This window comes from Mycobacterium simiae, assembly GCF_010727605.1.
Classification (GTDB): Bacteria; Actinomycetota; Actinomycetes; order Mycobacteriales; family Mycobacteriaceae; genus Mycobacterium; species Mycobacterium simiae.
On the sequence record NZ_AP022568.1, the window covers coordinates 704300 to 721573 of the forward strand.

At 68.3% G+C, this 17274-nt stretch carries 20 protein-coding genes; 17 read left to right on the plus strand and 3 right to left on the minus strand.

The window, feature by feature from the left end:
- Positions 1-4 precede the first annotated feature (4 nt).
- The 17 genes from G6N33_RS03205 (at position 5) to G6N33_RS03280 (ending at position 14351) form a co-directional block, all read left to right on the plus strand.
- A complete protein-coding gene (locus G6N33_RS03205; RefSeq protein ID WP_101528314.1) occupies positions 5-898 on the plus strand; it encodes a NifU family protein in 894 nt (297 codons plus the stop codon).
- Positions 895-1530, plus strand: coding sequence for a DUF5947 family protein (locus tag G6N33_RS03210; RefSeq protein ID WP_044510856.1), 636 nt, complete (start codon positions 895-897; stop codon positions 1528-1530). The genes G6N33_RS03205 and G6N33_RS03210 overlap by 4 nt, the downstream gene beginning before the upstream one ends.
- Entirely contained in the window at positions 1527-2165 is a 639-nt protein-coding gene (locus G6N33_RS03215; RefSeq protein ID WP_044510854.1) for a DUF6084 family protein, read from the plus strand. The genes G6N33_RS03210 and G6N33_RS03215 overlap by 4 nt, the downstream gene beginning before the upstream one ends.
- Positions 2162-3523 (plus strand): hypothetical protein, encoded by a 1362-nt coding sequence (locus G6N33_RS03220; RefSeq protein ID WP_044510853.1) that lies wholly within the window; start codon positions 2162-2164, stop codon positions 3521-3523. The genes G6N33_RS03215 and G6N33_RS03220 overlap by 4 nt, the downstream gene beginning before the upstream one ends.
- On the plus strand, positions 3511-3630 hold the full coding sequence (locus tag G6N33_RS27945) for a DUF6893 family small protein (protein ID WP_372513418.1): 120 nt from the start codon (positions 3511-3513) through the stop codon (positions 3628-3630). The genes G6N33_RS03220 and G6N33_RS27945 overlap by 13 nt, the downstream gene beginning before the upstream one ends.
- 17 nt (positions 3631-3647) lie before the next feature.
- Entirely contained in the window at positions 3648-4142 is a 495-nt protein-coding gene (locus G6N33_RS03225) for a hydrogenase maturation protease (protein WP_044510851.1), read from the plus strand.
- A gap of 1 nt (position 4143) precedes the next feature.
- Positions 4144-4398, plus strand: coding sequence for a HypC/HybG/HupF family hydrogenase formation chaperone (locus G6N33_RS03230; protein WP_044510850.1), 255 nt, complete (start codon positions 4144-4146; stop codon positions 4396-4398).
- A gap of 1 nt (position 4399) precedes the next feature.
- Positions 4400-6787 carry a carbamoyltransferase HypF gene (gene hypF, locus G6N33_RS03235; RefSeq protein WP_101528315.1) on the plus strand — a complete coding sequence of 796 codons (2388 nt, stop codon included), beginning with the start codon at positions 4400-4402 and terminating at the stop codon, positions 6785-6787.
- Positions 6784-7512 carry a HypC/HybG/HupF family hydrogenase formation chaperone gene (locus tag G6N33_RS03240; RefSeq protein WP_044510845.1) on the plus strand — a complete coding sequence of 243 codons (729 nt, stop codon included), beginning with the start codon at positions 6784-6786 and terminating at the stop codon, positions 7510-7512. Before hypF ends, G6N33_RS03240 begins: the two co-directional genes overlap by 4 nt.
- A complete protein-coding gene (locus G6N33_RS03245) occupies positions 7512-8177 on the plus strand; it encodes a D-sedoheptulose-7-phosphate isomerase (protein ID WP_044510844.1) in 666 nt (221 codons plus the stop codon). Before G6N33_RS03240 ends, G6N33_RS03245 begins: the two co-directional genes overlap by 1 nt.
- Positions 8174-9274, plus strand: a complete 1101-nt coding sequence (hypE, locus tag G6N33_RS03250) for a hydrogenase expression/formation protein HypE (protein WP_081662243.1) — start codon at positions 8174-8176, stop codon at positions 9272-9274. The genes G6N33_RS03245 and hypE overlap by 4 nt, the downstream gene beginning before the upstream one ends.
- Positions 9275-9302: 28 nt before the next feature.
- Positions 9303-9575: a HypC/HybG/HupF family hydrogenase formation chaperone gene (locus G6N33_RS03255; RefSeq protein WP_044510842.1), complete on the plus strand. Its 273-nt coding sequence runs from the start codon at positions 9303-9305 to the stop codon at positions 9573-9575.
- Between the two features lie 11 nt (positions 9576-9586).
- Positions 9587-10717: a hydrogenase formation protein HypD gene (hypD, locus tag G6N33_RS03260; RefSeq protein WP_044510840.1), complete on the plus strand. Its 1131-nt coding sequence runs from the start codon at positions 9587-9589 to the stop codon at positions 10715-10717.
- 29 nt (positions 10718-10746) lie between these two features.
- Complete coding sequence (locus G6N33_RS03265; RefSeq protein WP_179962697.1) at positions 10747-11457, plus strand: DUF6390 family protein; 711 nt, start codon at positions 10747-10749, stop codon at positions 11455-11457.
- 19 nt (positions 11458-11476) lie between these two features.
- Positions 11477-12619, plus strand: coding sequence for an alkaline phosphatase family protein (locus G6N33_RS03270; protein ID WP_044510837.1), 1143 nt, complete (start codon positions 11477-11479; stop codon positions 12617-12619).
- A 170-nt stretch (positions 12620-12789) separates the two neighbouring features.
- Entirely contained in the window at positions 12790-13242 is a 453-nt protein-coding gene (locus tag G6N33_RS03275; protein ID WP_044510835.1) for a hypothetical protein, read from the plus strand.
- A gap of 155 nt (positions 13243-13397) precedes the next feature.
- Positions 13398-14351 (plus strand): PPE family protein, encoded by a 954-nt coding sequence (locus G6N33_RS03280; RefSeq protein WP_081662414.1) that lies wholly within the window; start codon positions 13398-13400, stop codon positions 14349-14351.
- Here G6N33_RS03280 and G6N33_RS03285 read toward each other — a convergent pair.
- The 3 genes from G6N33_RS03285 to G6N33_RS03295 form a co-directional block, all read right to left on the minus strand.
- Positions 14281-15042, minus strand: coding sequence for a gamma-glutamyl-gamma-aminobutyrate hydrolase family protein (locus tag G6N33_RS03285; protein ID WP_044510833.1), 762 nt, complete (start codon positions 15040-15042; stop codon positions 14281-14283). The genes G6N33_RS03280 and G6N33_RS03285 overlap by 71 nt on opposite strands.
- A gap of 94 nt (positions 15043-15136) precedes the next feature.
- The gene (locus tag G6N33_RS03290; protein WP_044510832.1) at positions 15137-15691 is read right to left on the minus strand and encodes an alpha/beta hydrolase; all 555 of its coding nucleotides are present in this window, start codon (positions 15689-15691) and stop codon (positions 15137-15139) included.
- A 73-nt stretch (positions 15692-15764) separates the two neighbouring features.
- Positions 15765-17267 carry a cobyric acid synthase gene (locus tag G6N33_RS03295; RefSeq protein WP_101528317.1) on the minus strand — a complete coding sequence of 501 codons (1503 nt, stop codon included), beginning with the start codon at positions 17265-17267 and terminating at the stop codon, positions 15765-15767.
- Between the last annotated feature and the right edge of the window lie 7 nt (positions 17268-17274).

Sequence of the window (17274 nt, forward strand, 5' to 3'; positions counted from 1 at the left end):
GAAGGTGGATCGCCCGGAGATCCCGGACAGCGAAACACAGTGGCGCACGGCGGGCGATCGAATCCAGACACTCCTGGATTCGATCGCCGCGGCCGGCACGGGCGCGCACGAACGCGCGCGACAGCTGGTTCGTGAGGTGGTCGCGCTCTACGGCGCCGGGCTGGAACGGATCCTGCGGCTGGGCGGCCCACAGCTAGCCGAGCGGCTGGCCACCGACGACCTGGTGGCCAGCCTGCTCCTTGTCCACGGCCTGCATCCGCACAATGTGGACCGCCGGGTGTCGGACGCCCTGGACCGGGTCCGCCCCTACCTCGGTTCACACGGCGGTGACGTCGAGTTGATCGACGTCACCGCGGACGGCGTTGTGCGGCTGGCGTTCCGGGGAAGCTGCAAGAGTTGCCCGTCGTCGGCGGCCACGCTGGAGCTCGCCGTCGAGGACGCGATCCGTGCCGCGGCGCCGGAGATTGCCACGATCGAGGTGGTGGGCGCCGAAGCCGCGGCCCGCCCCACCGTTATCCCCGCCGACACGCTGTTGGCCCCACTACGCTCCAACGGCCACCGCCATTCCACCGCCACGAGCTGGCATCCGGTGCCCGAGGTCGCCGGGCTCGAACCCGGCGACGTGGCCGGGTTCCTTGTTTCGGGCAGCACGCTGCTGGTGTGCAGGCTCGGTGACCTGCCGCTGGCCTACCGCGACTACTGCCCGGTGTGCGACGACTCGCTGGCGGGGGCACAGCTACGCGATACGACGCTGGGCTGCCCACGCTGCGGCACGCAGTTCGACGTGGTGCACGCGGGTGCGGGGCCCAACGGTTCCCACCTCGACCCGCTCCCCCTGCTTGTGCGCGACGGAGTGCCCTCGGTCGCGCTGCCCGAACCGCTGGGGGCGGGCAGATGACCAGTCCCTACGACGTTTTGGCCCGCATCACCGCGGTGCGGTCGGTTCCCGAGCCGGCCGGCGAGCACTGCGAAATGTGCTCCGAGCTGATCGCGGACGAGCATCAGCATGTGGTGAATGTCGCCGGCCGCCAACTAATGTGCGTGTGCCGAGCCTGCTATCTGCTGTTCACCGACGTCGATGCCGAACTGCGTTATCGCGCGGTGCCGGACCGGTATCTGGCCTTCCCGGACTTCGCGCTGGACCGGCAGACCTGGGACGCCCTGCAGATCCCCGTCGGGGTGGCATTCTTTTTCAGAAACTCCGCGCTGCGGCGCACCGTCGCGTTCTACCCGGGTCCGGCCGGGGCGTGCGAGTCCGAATTGGACCTCGCCGCCTGGAACGCCATCAGCAGCGCCGACGCCCGGGTGCACCTGCTGACCGACGACGTCGAAGCGCTGCTGGTGCGGGCACCCGAATCAGGTTCTCCGCAAACGTATCTCGTCCCCATCGATGCCTGCTATGAGTTCGTCGGTCGATTGCGGCTGCTGTGGCGCGGGTTCGACGGCGGCCAACAGGCGCGTGACTTCATCGACGGCTTCTTCGCCGCGATCGACGCCCGCGCTTCGGAAACACCCGGGACACCACCATGACCGAGGTGAACTTCACGGTGCTCGACGTCGCACCCGAACCCTATGCCGTCACCCCGGTGCTCACCGCCCGCGTCGGCGTGACCGCCGACGGCGACGACCCGGTGCACGCCATCGCGCTGCGCTGCCAGGTGCGCATCGAGCCGGCGCGCCGCCCGTACACCGACGGGGAAGCGGCCGGACTGACCGACCTGTTCGGCCCGCGCGAGCGCTGGACGAGCACCCAGCACGGCTTCCTTTGGCAGCACTGCACCGCTATGGTGCCCGGGTTCACCGGCCACAGCACGGTGGACCTGGCGCTGGAATGCACCTACGACTTCGAAGTCGCGGCCGCCAAGTATCTGCACGCGCTGCGCGACGGCAAGATACCGCTGCAATTCCTGTTCAGCGGAACCATATTCGTCAAGTCAGGGCGTGGCTTCTCGGTCCGGCAGGTGCCGTGGGACCGCGAGTGCCGCTACGACATGCCGGTCGACGTCTGGCGCGCGCTGATGGCACAGCACTTCCCCAACTCGGGCTGGGTGCGGTTGGGTCACGAGACCATCGCCGCACTGATCGCCTACAAGTCCGCACAAGGCTTGCTCGACCTGGACGGCGCGGTCACCTCGCTGTTGGACTCCGAACGGACCGGGGTATGACCACGCCGACCTGGGACCGGGCCCGCGCCGTCGCCGACGCGGTGCTCTACGAGGGCTACCTGCTGTACCCATACCGTGGTACGTCCGCCAAGAATCAATCGCGTTGGCAATTCGGCGTTTTAGGGCCACCTGGAGCGGGCGAGGCAGGCCTTGGCGAAGACGACGCCCTGGCGGCGCAGTTCCTGGTCGAGGACGCCGAGGCGATCGCCCTGGTGGTGCGTTTTTTGCAGTTGCAACACCGGCGGGCCGAGCGCGAGGAAGCCGATGGGCGGTTCACACCCGTCGCGCAATTGACCACGCCGGCCGGGTCCTGGCTGACCTGGGATGAGGCCGTCGAATGCGAGAGCTCGTTCGGGCCAATCGCATTAGGTGATCTGCCGTGCACTGCGCCGGTTGTGGCGGGCGCGGCGGTCGACATCGAAGCACTCGGCGGCGGCCGCCTAGTGCGCGAACGCAAACAGATTCGCGGCGAGCTCACCCTCTCCAGCGAAGCCGACGGCGCCTTGCGCAGGATATCGGTGCGGTTGACCAACTCCGGCCCCGCAGCACTCGACAAGGACGACGCGATCGCCCGGTCGATGATCGGCACCCACCTGATCGCCGTGGTTACCGGGGGCCGGTTCGTCTCGATGCTCGAGCCGCCGGCAGCGGCCGCCGACGCGGTGTCCCGATGCCGCCAACACCGCTGCTTCCCCGTCCTGGCCGGCCCGCCCGACAGCCAGGACACGCTGCTGATCTCGCCGATCATTCTGTACGACCACCCCGAAGTCGCCGAGCAGAGTAACACCGCGCTCTACGACTGCACCGAGATCGACGAAATCCTGACCCTGCGCGTGCTGACGATGACCGACGACGAGAAGGCGCAGGCGCGGGCCACCGACCCACGGGCTGCGCGGATCATCGACCAGTGCAACGCGATGTCAGCCGAGACGATGGCACGCCTGCACGGCGTGCTGCGCGACCCGCACCGCGGCGACCCAGCCGCGGGCCTGATTCCCGCGGTGCCCGACAGCGTCGATTGGTGGGATCCGCTGGCCGACAACGCTGTTCGTCCCGAGCTGGACGCCGTCCTGGTGCACGGGACCCGGGTGGCCCGGGGCAGCCTGGTTCGGCTGCGGCCACGCCGCAACGCTGACGCACAGGACATCTTCGTCGCCGGCCGGACCGCACGCGTCACGTCGGTGCACGAGGACGTCGAGGGCAACAAACACATCGGGGTTGTGGTCGACGACGACCCCGCCGCCGACCTGCACGACTGGTACGGCCGCTATTTGTACTTCTCCCCCGAAGAGATCGAGCCGCTGGCAGCAGCGCACGACATCACAGCCCCGGAAAGGAGTTCGACATGGAAATCGTAGGTTGGGTATTCGTCGCCCTGATCGCCCTGGCGGTCGGGATCGCGTTGGCGCTGGGGGTGGTATCGCTGCCAGATGCCCGCCGCTATCTGAAATTGAGGCGCATGTAGCCGCACCGGGGGCGGTCATGACAGCGCGAATCCTGGTGGCTGGCATCGGCAACATCTTTCTGGGCGACGACGGGTTCGGCTCCGAAGTGGTCCGCAACGCCGCGTTGCCGCGCGACGATCCCAGTGTCCGCGTCACCGACTACGGCATCTCCGGCATGCACCTGGCCTACGACCTGCTCGACGACTGGGACGGCTTGGTGCTCGTCGACGCGGTGCCCAATCGCGGCAACCCGGGCACCTTACACGTGTTCCAGGCGGACCACGACGATTCCCGTTGCGCGGCAGCCGGTCTCGACGGACACAGCATGAATCCCGCCGCGGTGTTCGCCAGTCTGCGGGCGCTGGGCGGCACACCGCCCTACACCGTGGTCGTGGGGTGCGAGGCGGGCAGCGTCGAGGAGGGCATCGGCCTCACCGAGCCCGTCGCCATGGCTGTGCCACGGGCCGCGCAGGCCGTCGGGGAGATCGTCGCCGCGTTGCGGTCTACCACCCCGAGCGTCGAGGGGTGTTGACATGTGCCTGGGAATTCCGGGTCAGGTGATCGAGATGCTGGACGGCTACGAAGGCCAGCTCGCGTTGGTCGACGTCGCGGGCGAGCAGCGCAAGGTCAATGTCGGCATGCTGCCGGAGGAGACGTTCGCGCCCGGCGACTGGGTGATCATCCACATGGGCTTCGTGGTCGAAAAGACCGATCGCGCCGGTGCCGACCAGGCGATGGAGGGTCTCGAGTTGATGGGTCGGGGAATCGCACCCTCGGCGGGCGGCTGAGATGACCGGCGCGCCCCTGCTGCTACGGCCCGATCTCGCCACGGGCCACGTCCGGCAGCGCCTCACCGTCACCGGTGTTGTCCAGGGGGTCGGCTTCCGCCCGTTCGTGCACCGGCTTGCCAACGAGCTGGGCCTGGCCGGTTTCGTCGGAAACGATTGCGGCGCAGTGTTTATCGAAATACAGGGCGAACGGCCCCAGGTGGCGGAATTCGTGCGCCGGCTCGCCGCCGATACGCCGCCGCTGGCCCGCCTCACCGCGGTCACGTCGACCGACCTGATGACCGACCCGGCATGCGGCGGCCAATTTCGGATCGTGGCCAGTACATCGACCGGCATTGGTAAGACGCCCATCTCCTCCGACATCGCGGTGTGCGACGAGTGTGTCGCCGAGCTGTTCGACCCGGGTAACCGCCGTTACCGGCACCCGTTCGTCACCTGCACCAACTGCGGGCCCCGATTCACCATCATCCGCGAGCTACCCTACGACCGCCCGGCCACCACGATGGCTGGGTTCCCGATGTGTGACCGGTGCGCCGCCGAATACCACGATCCCGCCGACCGCCGATTCCACGCCCAACCCATCGCCTGCCCCGAATGCGGTCCCGCGCTGTGGTTCTCGGCCGGGACCCGACGGGTGACCGGCTCCGATCCGGCATTGGCGGCCGCACAACGGGCATTGGCGACCGGAGCGGTGGTCGCCATCAAGGGAATCGGCGGCTATCACCTGGCGTGCGCCGTGCAGGACGAGACAACCGTCGGCACGTTGCGCGCCCGAAAGGCGCGCGGCGCCAAGCCGTTCGCCATGCTGGTCCGCGACCTCGATGCGGCACGCCGCTACGCCCATCTCGACGCGACCGAGGCGACGGTACTGACGAGCCCCGCTCGCCCGATCGTGTTGTTGCGGCGCCGCCGGGACGCACCCGTCGCCGAAGCCGTTGCACCGGGCCACCCGCTGCTCGGCTTGATGCTGCCGTACTCCCCCCTCCACCACCTCCTGTTGACGGAAGTTCCTGAGGGCCCCGGCGCCGAAGCGGCACCGGAAGCGTTAGTGCTCACCAGCGCCAACCGCAGCGGTGAACCGATTTGCTTCACCGACGACGACGTCGAGACCAGGCTGCCGGAACTCTGCGATGCGCTCCTCGACCACGATCGGCCCATTCACGTGCCCTGTGACGACTCCGTGGTGCGTGTCGTGAGGGAAGACGACGAAGTCAGCGAACTCCCGCTGCGCCGGTCCCGCGGCTACGCACCGCTGCCGATCGATCTGAACCTCGATGGGCGCATCGACGGGCGCCGGGCCCCCAGCGTCCTGGCGGTGGGCGGGGAACTGAAAAACACCTTCTGTCTCACCGACGGTGCGCTCGCCTACCTGTCCGGTCATATCGGGGACATGGCTACCTGGGAGACCGTTCGTGCATTCGAGCGGGCGATTGGTCAACTCAGCGAGATCCGCGGCACCCCAACACGATTCGCGGCCGACCTGCATCCGGGGTATCACACTCGCAATTGGGCCGAGCGCCACGGCGGCGGCAGGCCGCTGGATCTGATCCAACACCACCACGCGCATGTCGTGTCGCTGTTGGCCGAACACGGGCGCATCGGCGAACCCGTCGTGGGCGTGGCCTTCGACGGCACCGGCTACGGTCCCGATCACACCATCTGGGGCGGGGAGATTCTCACCCTCGGTCCGGACAGCCACCGCTTCGCGCGGGCGGCCCACCTGCGTCCGGCGCCACTGCCCGGCGGCGACGCGGCGATCCGCAATCCATGGCGGGCGGCACTGTCCCAGTTATGGATCGCCGGCATCGACTTCGGCGGCGATCTCGCACCGGTCGCCGCGGCCACCCCGGATGAATTACGGCTCATCCGCTCGCAATTGGAAACCGGTGCGGGATGTGTCCCGTGTTCCAGCGTGGGGCGGCTGTTCGACGCGGTCGCGTCGCTGCTCGGGGTGCGGCACCGCGTCGACTACGAAGGCCAGGCCGCCATCGAACTCGAGGCACTCGCCGAACGCGCCGACGGCCCCGTTCCCTCGCTACCGCTGCCGGTCCGTCCGAACGGGATGATCGACCCAACCACCCTGATCCAAACGATGGTCTCGGCGCTGTACGCCGGTACCCCACCCGCGCGGCTCGCCGCCGCGTTCCACCGGGCGATCGCGGCCGCGGTCGCGAAGGCAGTCTCGCTGGTGGCCGGGCCCACCCGACTGGTCGGCCTCACCGGCGGCGTGTTCCAGAACGTACTGCTGCTACGCCTATGTCGGGAATTGCTGCGAAACAACGGCTTTGAGGTGCTGAGCCACCACGTGGTGCCACCCAACGACGGCGGACTGGCGTTGGGACAGGCGGTGATCTCGATGCTGACCGCACTCGAGGAGGCAAAGACATGACACCCGTCGCCGCGATCGACCGCGGACTGAGCGCCGGGCTGGCCGCCGAGCTAGCCGACGACCTGGCCGCCACGGCCTTCACCATGGCTAAGCGATTCGCCGCGGGTGCCACCATGTGGTCGATCGCCCCGTCCTGGGAACCGCATGCCCTGCACATCGCGGTCGAATTCGTCCACCCGGTGATCATGGGCAAACGGGCGTTGCCGGCGGTCGCGCTCACCGGACCGGATCTGGTGGACCTGGCGCGAGTGTCGGTGCGGCCCGGCGACGTCGTGATCGCCGTTGCCGGTGCCGATGACGCGCAGGCACGTTCGGTGCTGCGCCGGGCCCCGGCATGGGGAGCCACCACGATCTGGATCGGCAGCGGCACCCGGCCGCCGGCCGGTGCCGCCGATCACGTGCTCTGGCTCGACGATCCCGATCCGCGGGTGCCGGCAACCGGCGGATTCGTGCTGTTTTACCACCTGCTGTGGGAGCTCACCCATGTCTGTTTCGAGCACTCTGGGCTGCTCAAACCCGAATGCGCCGACGACATTTGCCTCACCTGCAGCGACGAAGGCCGGCTGGGGGAGGTCGTGGGCCCCTCGACCGATGGGCAGGCCGCGGTCCGCACGGCCCGCGGGGTGCAGAACGTGATCACGACTTTGATCGAGCCGGTCGCCGCCGGCGACCTGGTGCTGGTGCACGCGGGCACGGCAATCAGCAAGATCCAGGAGGGTCTGTGATGAGCGACGAACCCACCAACTTCCTCTACCCCTTCATCGACGCCGAAGAGAGCGACCCGCCCTCGCTGCTCGCCGACCTGGCCGCATCAGCACAGGCCAAGGCGGCCGAGAGCCTGGCGTTGCGGCGCTCGACCCTGCAGGCCAATGCGAAACTGCTGGAGCAGGCGGGCGCCGAGACGGCGCGCCGCTTCGCCGCCGGCGGGCGAATGTTCACCTTCGGAAACGGCGGCAGCTGTACGGATGCCACCACCCTGGCGAGCTTGTTCGCCCGGCCGCCGACCGGCGGATCGCTGCCGGCCTGGTCGCTGACCGCCGACCAGGCCATCGTGACCGCTTTGGGCAACGACGTCGGATTCGAGCTGGTGTTCGCCCGCCAGCTGATCGCCCGCGCGAAGGCCGGCGACGTCGCGATCGCGATGTCCACCAGCGGCAACTCGCCGAACCTGCTCGCCGCGCTGGCCGAGGCGCACCAACGTGGCCTCTACACAATCGGTTTCGCCGGCTATGACGGCGGCGCCTTCGTGGACAACCCGAACGTGAACGCCTGCTTCGTCGTTCATTCGCAAAGTGTGCACCGGATCCAGGAATCGCAAGCGCTGCTCGGTTACCAGCTGTGGCTGACGGTCCACCACCGGCTCGACAACCATGGTGTGGGGGCCGCGTGAACAAGTACCTGGCATCGGGACCGCGCTTCGCCGAAGGCGAGGTGATCGAGCGGATCGAGTCATTCCGGCGGCGCCGGCCGCGGTTGCTCGACGATCACGTGACACTAGCGCACGGCGCCGGCGGCAAAGCGTCGGCGGCATTGCTGGACGCCGTGTTTGTGCAAGCGTTCCGCAACCCGGCGCTGGAGTCACTGGGTGACGGCGCGGTGCTCACCTTGCCCGGTGGCCAGCGACTGGCCATGTCCACGGATTCGTTTGTCGTGCAGCCCAGGCGTTTTCCCGGCGGCTCCGTGGGTGCCCTCGCCGTGCACGGCACCTGCAACGACCTGGCGATGACCGGCGCGGTGCCCGCTTGGATCTCGGCGGCATTCGTGCTCGAAGAGGGCTTCCCCATCGCCGAGTTGAAAGAGATCGTCGCCGATATGGCGACGGCCGCGGCTAATTCCGGCGTGCAGATCGTCACCGGCGACACCAAGGTGGTCCCGACAGGTGCCGCCGACGGCCTGTTCGTCACCACCACCGGAGCCGGCGTGATTCCGTCCGGGCGGACGCTGTCGGCCGATTCGATTCGTGTCGGCGACAAACTGCTGCTCTCCGGGACGATGGGCGATCATGGCATGGCGGTCATGCTGGCCCGCGGCGATCTGGCCATCGACGCCGACATCCGCTCCGACACCGCCTCGCTGGGCCCGCTGGTGGAATTGCTGATGGCCGCGGCCCCGTCAACCCGTTGGATGCGCGATGCCACCCGCGGCGGGGTCGGCACCGTGTGCAACGAGCTGGCCCAGGCGTGCGGCTTCGGGGTGCTGCTCGACGAGCGACGGCTTCCCGTACAACCCACCGTGACCGGCGCGTGCGAGCTGCTCGGCATCGACCCGCTCTACGTGGCCAACGAAGGCAAGTTCGTCGCCGTCGTCGCGGCCGAGGAGGCCGAGGCCGGCCTGCGGGCGCTGCGGTCGCACCCGTTGGGCGCCGAGGCCGCCGAAGTAGGGGAAATCGTCGCCGAACCAGTCGAAAGCGTGGTGCTGCGAACCGGTTTCGGCGGCACCCGGATCGTCGACATGCTGGTCGGTGACCCGTTGCCGAGAATTTGCTGAGCCGCAGACCGCAAGGAGGTGCAGCCACATGTGTCTTGGCATTCCAGGACGAATCGTCGAAATCACCGACCCCGCCAACTATCTGGCGAAGGTCGACGTCAGCGGCGTGCAACGGACAATCAGCGTGCGGCTGCTGGAAAACGACATGCCGGACCCCGACGAGTGGGTGCTGGTCCACGTGGGCTTCGCGATGGCCAAGATCGACGAGACCGAGGCGATGCGCACCTTGGCCGCGATCCAGAAGCTCGGCGACGCCTACGCCACCGAGATGGCGGCCTTCGACTCGTCGGCGATCGGCTAAGGAGGATCGACGTGAAATTTGTTGACGAATTCCGAGATCCCGCCGCGGCGCGAAAGCTACTCGTGGCCATCGAGCACCTGGCCGGGACCGACGGCGAACACTTCAAGTTCATGGAAGTGTGCGGCGGGCATACGCACACCATCTACCGGCACGGCATCGAGCACCTGTTGCCCGACACCGTCGAACTGGTGCACGGCCCGGGATGCCCAGTCTGCGTGATTCCGATGGGCCGCATCGACGACGCGATGTGGCTGGCCGCGCAGCCGGGCGTGATCTTCACCTGCTTCGGCGACATGATGCGGGTGCCCGGATCGAACGGAAGTCTGTTGGACGCCAGAGCCCGCGGCGCCGATGTGCGCTTCGTGTACTCGCCGCTGGACGCGCTGAAGGTTGCGATCGACAACCCAGACAAACACGTCGTGTTCTTCGCAATCGGGTTCGAGACCACCGCCCCGTCGACCGCGGTCACGCTGGTGCGGGCGCGCGATCTGGGGCTGGCCAACTTCACCGTGTTCTGCAACCACGTCACGATCGTCCCGCCGATCAAGGCGATCCTGGAATCACCGGATCTGCGGCTGTCGGGCTTCATCGGGCCCGGCCACGTGTCGACGGTGGTGGGCAATCGCCCCTACCGGTTCGTTCCTGAGGTATATCGAAAGCCGTTGGTAGTGACCGGGTTCGAGCCACTTGACATCCTGGCGTCGGTCGCGATGCTACTCCGTCAGATTCGTGAAGGCCGCTGCGAGGTGGAGAATCAATACCAGCGGGTGGTGCCCGAGCACGGCAACCCCGCCGCCCTGGCCCTGATGGGCAAGGTGTTCGCGCTGCGGCCGCACTTCGAATGGCGCGGCCTGGGCTTCATCTCCCAGAGCGCGCTACGGCTGCACGACGATTTCGCGGAATACGACGCAGAGCTGCGCTTCGCGATGCCGGGCGTGCGGGTCGCCGACCCCAAGGCCTGTCAGTGCGGCGAGGTCCTCAAGGGTGTGCTCAAGCCTTGGGAATGCAAGGTTTTCGGCACCGCCTGCACGCCGGAGACCCCGATCGGCACCTGCATGGTGTCCCCTGAGGGCGCATGCGCGGCCTACTACAACTTCGGCCGGATGCATCGAGACGCCGTCAAACTTGTGGGGCGCACTTGAGCGACACGATGATCCGGCGCGGCGCGGACATGTTCGCCCGCTACGCGCATGCGCCCAACGCGCTGGGCTACTGCGGGCCACCACTGGGAGCGACATTGCGCGCCGGCTCGGTCGCCGAGATACGCGCTGCGGCGGCAAAGTTCTCCGGAGCCTGGCCGTACCTGCGGGTGCTGGCCAGCCTGAGCGGGATCGACGACCCGCTGGACTACCGGGTCGTCGAATCGTATTGGCTGGGCGGCGGGATCGGTGCAGCGCTGGACCCGGCCCAGTTCCTCGAGGCGTTGCTGGCGATCATCGGCCCGCAGGCCGGGCACTACTGGTCGCACCTCACGCCGGACCTGGCCCGCGAGGCCGCCGGCAATCACTGCTTCCACGTCTTCGGCGTCTATCCGTGGACGCGATTTCTCGGTCGGGGCGCCGACCAGCATCCGCTGGACGTGCTGGACAATTGCCGAATAGCTTGGGGCACCGTGATTTCCCGCACCGGCGACACGGTCGAATTACGGTGCCGGCGGTTGGTCTGCGACGGTGACGGTCTCGCGCTGGGCGAACCGGCGGTGCGCGCCGTGGACGTCTGGGCCGACGGGCACAGCGCGCTGCCCGAGGTGGCCCTCGGCGACGAGGTCGCAGTGCACTGGGACCGGTTGTGCGGCCGGTTGGACGCCGAGCAGGCACGCAGACTCGCCGACAGCACCCACCGCCAATTGCGGGTGACCAGCCGGCGGCTGGCCCGAGTCTAGGCCCTGCCAGACTGGGCCCATGTCTGGTCCAGCGCCCGGTTCCCTGTGCGATGTGCTGCCCGCGAGCGCCGCACTGCTTGGGATTGCGGGCAGCGCCGACCGGTTAGGCGTGACGGAATCGGTTGCCGCGCAGGTGGATCGGGTCGCGGTGCTGCTGGTCGACGGCCTCGGCTGGCACCTATTGCCACAGCTAGCGCCCAGCGCGCCGCTGCTTGCCTGCGTGCTGGGCGGCGGCACCGGACGGCTGACCCGGCTCGAGTGCACCTTCCCGTCCACCACGCCGAGCAGCCTGGTGTCGCTGGGCACCGGCGCGCCACCGGGCGCGCACGGCATCCTCGGCTTCACCGTCAACGTGCCGGGCACCGATCGGGTGCTGACCCACATCTATTGGCGCTCGGACTCACCCGGGGCCCCGCCGCACGCCCAATGGCAGCCGGTGCCGACCTGGTTCGAGCGCCTCGAGCGGTCCGGGGTGGCCACCCGGGCGGTGCTGCCGCAGCTGTTTGTGGGCAGCGGGCTGACCGACGCGGCGTATCGCGGCGCCACCGTGCGCCCGGCGAGCCCGACCGACGACTATGCCCAACTGATGATCGACGAACTGCACGCCGGGCCGGGGCTGGTCTACGGCTACATCGCCGACCTGGACACCGCCGCACACGTGTTCGGCATTGGATCGCCGCACTGGCATCAGGCGGCCGCACGCGTCGACACGCTGCTGACCCGCCTGGTCGACGCATTACCCGCGAACACCACACTGCTGGTCACCGCCGACCACGGCGGGCTGAACGTGCCGCCGCAGGCCCGCGTCGACCTGGACACCGACCCACGGCTGAGCGCGGGAATCCGGGTGGTCGCGGGGGAACCGCGGGTGCGCTACCTGCACACCGAACCGGGTGCCGCCGCCGATGTGCGCGCGGCTTGGAGCGAGGTGCTCGACGGCCGGGCTGTGGTCTACACCCGCGAACAGGCGGTCGCCAGCGGCATGTTCGGGCCGGTCGATCCGCGGCATCTGGCGCGAATCGGTGACATCGTCGTCATCTGCACCGGCGACACGGCGGTCCTGGCGACTGAGCACGAGCCCCCGGAAGCGGCCCGCCTCATTGGTTTTCACGGCGGTGCCGCGCCCGTCGAAATGGACATACCGCTCATCGTGTTCGAATAGCAGGCGACGTGCCGGTTAGGCACGACACAAGCTCGGCATCGCGGTCGCACAACGCGAATCACGGCACCCGTGCTCAATGTTTCGCTCGCCGGAACCCACAACGGACTCCGACCTTTCTCACAGCTTCGGTCAGCTGACGAGCAAGGTTCGTCGGCTACAGTCTGACCACTGTGAACGGGCACGGTGGCAAGAACTTTCGGCGGTGGCAGCCCGCCATCGCGATTGTGGCGGCATTGAGCCTGTTCCTCAGTCTCGTCGCGGGTGATGCGTTGCGATCCCAGTTTTCCGCGGCCTCCCTCCCCGAACCTGCGGCCTGGTTACACGCCACCCCGGGCACCGAGGGCCACGCCGCGCAGCACGCACCCGATGGCAACGCGGCGGCGCACGTGCAACATGCGTCGTGGGGAGCGTCTCCCCCGCACAAGAAGCCGTTCCACAGCACCTGGATGACACACAGCCGGCCGGATACCTGGCCGCGCATGCAAACCGCGCTACTGTGGCCGGCACTCCCTGTTTCCTTTGCTAACAACACTTTTCACCCAGGCGGGGGTGGTGTCGGCCCGCCCCAGACCCAGCATCGCGACCAGGACATTCTTGCCCTGAGCTGTATCGCTCGTCGCTGATCCCACGCCACCAGCCGGTCGGCACGTCCCTTTGCCCCACGCGGCGGGTGAGGCCGTGCCGGTCAGCACCAAGGCAGTGGTCGTTCTCAGCATCGATGCTTTGAAGGGAAATTCATGTTTTCGTGTCATTCCGCCAGCAAAAGAGCGAGGTAGCAGTGGAGTTCGCAACGCTGCCACCGGAGACCAATTCCGCACGCATGTACACCGGCCCCGGCGCGAGATCGTTGATGGACGCCGCGATCGCCTGGGAGGGACTGTCCGGCCGGCTGCGCCGGGCAGCAGCGCAATACCGCGCGGTGATGGTGCCGACCCACGCCGCGGCGGCCTACGCCCGTTGGCTACAGGTTCTTGCCGAGCATGCCGAACAGACCGCAGACCGGGCCAGGTCGGCCGCCTCGGCCTACGAGCTCGCCCTGGCCGCGACGGTGCATCCCTCGGCCGTCGCCGCCAACCGCAGCCTGCGAACATGGCTGGCGCAGACGAATCATCTGGCTCAAGCGAGCCCGGCGATCGCCGACGCCGAGGCCGACTACGACCAGATGTGGGCCCAGGACGCCGCCACCATGTATGCCTACGCCGCGTTCTCCGCCGAGGTGGTGACCGACGACCCCTTCCCGCCGCCGCCGGGGTCGGGTATCACACCGGACGACACACCAGGCAGCTGGGCGTTGACGTCCGCACCGGAGGTGGTCGCGACCGGCGGCCAGGTGCTTTCGGCGATCTGCGACACCCTGCATGCGCTGTCCACGTCGCCGCCAACCGCGTTCGAAACTTCCCTCGCACCAGTGACCGTGCCGCTGTCCAAGTTGGCTTCCGTGTGCGGCCATTCGGATTTCGCAATCAACCGCCTCAGTCATCTGAACAAGCACGCGACGCTGGACAACGCGGCAGCCTTGCTCACGCAGCTGCCGCAGCGCATACGGGTCGCGAATGCGGCGACGGGCCTGAGACGCGCGACGTCCGTCGGCATCCTGTCGGTGCCGCGCGCCTGGATGGCCAGGACGCCAGAAACGGCCACCGCGCAGTGGCCGAGTGCCGTCAACACCGAGATGTGCTACCGATTCGCGAGTTCGCGGCGTACGAGTTCGCGGCGTCGACAATCGCCGTGAACAGGCGCAAGTCGTCGAGGAACTGTTCGGGATGCCACTGTACGGCGACGGCGAAGTGGGCACCCGGTACCTCCAGGCCCTCAACGACACCGTCGGCGTCCTGGGCGCTGACGATCAAGCCGGCGCCGACCTTGTCGACGGCTTGGTGGTGGTAACACCACGCGTCGGCGGATTCGCCCAGCAGCGCGGCCAGCCGGGTGCCGGGGACCGTGCGGACCGGCAGCTTGGTGAACCGGCCGTAGCCTGCGTGGTGACCGCGGTGGCCGAGCACATCGGGCAGATGCTGGTGCAGCGTCCCGCCGAACGCGACATTGAGCAGCTGAGTGCCGCGGCAGATACCCAGGACCGGTAGGCCGCGATCCAGCGCGCCGCGCAACAGTGCGAGCTCGAACGTGTCGCGCACGGTGCGCGGTGCGTCGGTCTTGGGATGCGGCTGCTGGCCGTAGGTCGCGGGGTCCAGGTCGTAGCCGCCCGTGATCACCAGCCCGTCCAGGCTGTCGAGCAGGCTCTCGACGATGTCGTCATCCACCGGTTGGGGCGGCAGCAGCACCGCGACGCCACCGGACTTGATCACGCCCTCGAAATAGTTCGCGCCCAGATATCCGGCTGGGATGTCCCAGCCGTCGGACTGAATCTGCTCCAGATAACTGGTCAGACCGATGACGGGCCGACCGATCCCCGACGCGTTCACGCCGCACGCATCCTTTCCTTGACCGCGCGACCACGTTGTCGCCCAACGCTCGTCGCGATTGCGCCGCGACCGTTGATGTTGGTTGACCCGGTTGTCACCAGGTGCTGGTACGCAAGACTATTTCGGCTGCCAGCTGCGCGGTCGACTCCTGCGGGTTGCGCCGCCCGAGCAGGTCCACCGTGCGGTAGTCCGCATACACGAACCGCTGGCTGTTGCTGGCCACGTCGCGTCCATTCGCGCTGCTGACCAGCACGGTGGTGCCGATCTCCACGGGTGGGCAGTGATCGTCGCGGACCTCGCCGTGAATGTCGGCCACTCGCGGATGTCCGCGATCGATGACCACCAGCCCGACGAACCGGCCCAACTTGGTCGCTGCCAGCTCCCAGGCGAGGTCGCCGCCCGCCCGGTCACCCACCACCACCGCCCAGCCGATGCCGAGGCCGTCGAGAATGCCGATCACAGATTTGGGGGTCAGCCGGGGGTCGAGGCCGATGACGACGGTGCGAATGGACGCGGTGTGCAGCCGCTCGCACACCGCGTCGTATGCCGATAGCTCCCGCCGCTCGTCTCCGAGAATGACGACGACGACGCCGTTCTCGGGACCGGACACGCCGACGGGGACGGGAAACCCGTCGAGCGTGGTCATCATCGAGGGCACTTACGCACGCTACAGCCAATACTGAGACCGCGCGAGGTCTCCTGGCTCTTTACCGCCGAAGCGGTCAGGGCCGCAGCCGGCTCGCGATACACGGTCGCGGGGGCGGCGGCCCGTCGAGCAGCCCGAGCACGCCGTCGAGGTCGAGGTGAGCCGCCAGCAGCTCGGCCACCAGATCCAGCTGAGCGTCCCGTCGCGCCGCGACGTCGATGTCCTCGGCCACAACGAATCCCGGCCGTCCGGCCGCCGCGGCGACGACGCCGAGCCAGCCGCGGCGGAAGGCGTCGTTGTCCAGCAGGCCATGCCAGTGCGTGCCGAAGACCGCGTCCCGCTCGATGCCGTGCGGTTGGCCCTCAACCGCGAACCAGGCCGCCTCGTCGCAGCGGATCAGCCGACCGTGGTGGATCTCGTATCCGCTCAGCGGCTGCTGCCAGCGCCGCACGGTTTTCTGCTCGGAAAACGCGACGTCGGCGTCCAGCAGCCCCAGGCCATCCACTTCCCCGCACCTGGATTCCACCGTGTCCTCGATGCGCCGGCACAGCATCTGCAAGCCTCCGCAAATCCCGAGCACCGGCTTGCCCGCCCGGGCGTGGTCGGCGATCGCATTGGCCAGGCCGCGCTCGCGCAACCAGTGCAGATCGGCGACGGTCGCCTTGCTGCCCGGGAGCACGACCAGGTCGCTGTCATGCAGGTCGGCCGGGTCGGTGATCCAGCGCACCAGCACGCCCGGCTCGCATGCCAGCGCCTCGATGTCGGTTGAGTTGGAGATTCGCGGTAGCCGGATGGCGGCCACCGTGAGCCACTCGCTGCCCCGCGGCGGCGCCGGCCGTCCCACCACGCGGTGGGCGACCACCGACAGCGAGTCCTCGGCGTCCAACCACAGGTCGTCGGCATAGGGCAGCACCCCGTAGGTGGGTCGGCCGGTCAAATCGGCGAGCTGCCGCAGGCCCGGCTCCAGCAGCGCGGGGTCGCCGCGGAACTTGTTGACGACAAAACCCGCGATCAGCGCCTGGTCGTCGGGTTCGAGCACCGCGACCGTCCCGAACAGGTGGGCCAACAGGCCGCCGCGATCGATGTCGCCCACCAGGATCACCGGCAGGTTTGCCGGCCTGGCCAGACCCATGTTGGCTAGATCGGTTGCCCGCAGGTTGATTTCGGCCGGAGAGCCGGCCCCTTCACAGATCACCACGTCGAATTCTGTACGCAGCGCCGCTAAATCGTCCGCGACGATATTGGCCAGCCGATCACGATGCTCGAAATAGCTTGTCGCGCTCACGGAATTGGCGACGCGCCCCCGGACGACCAGCTGCGAGGTGCGGTCACTGCCGGGTTTGAGCAGGATCGGGTTGAACCGGATACTGGGCTCGAGGCCCGCCGCCCTGGCCTGAATTGCCTGAGCCCGGCCGATTTCGCCACCCTCGACGGTGACCGCGGAATTGTTCGACATGTTCTGCGCTTTGAACGGCGCTACCCGAATACCCTTGTGCGCCAACAACCGACATAGCCCCGCGACCACCATGGATTTGCCGGCGTCGGAGCTGGTGCCCGCGACCAGCAGCGCCCCGGTCAACGGTTCA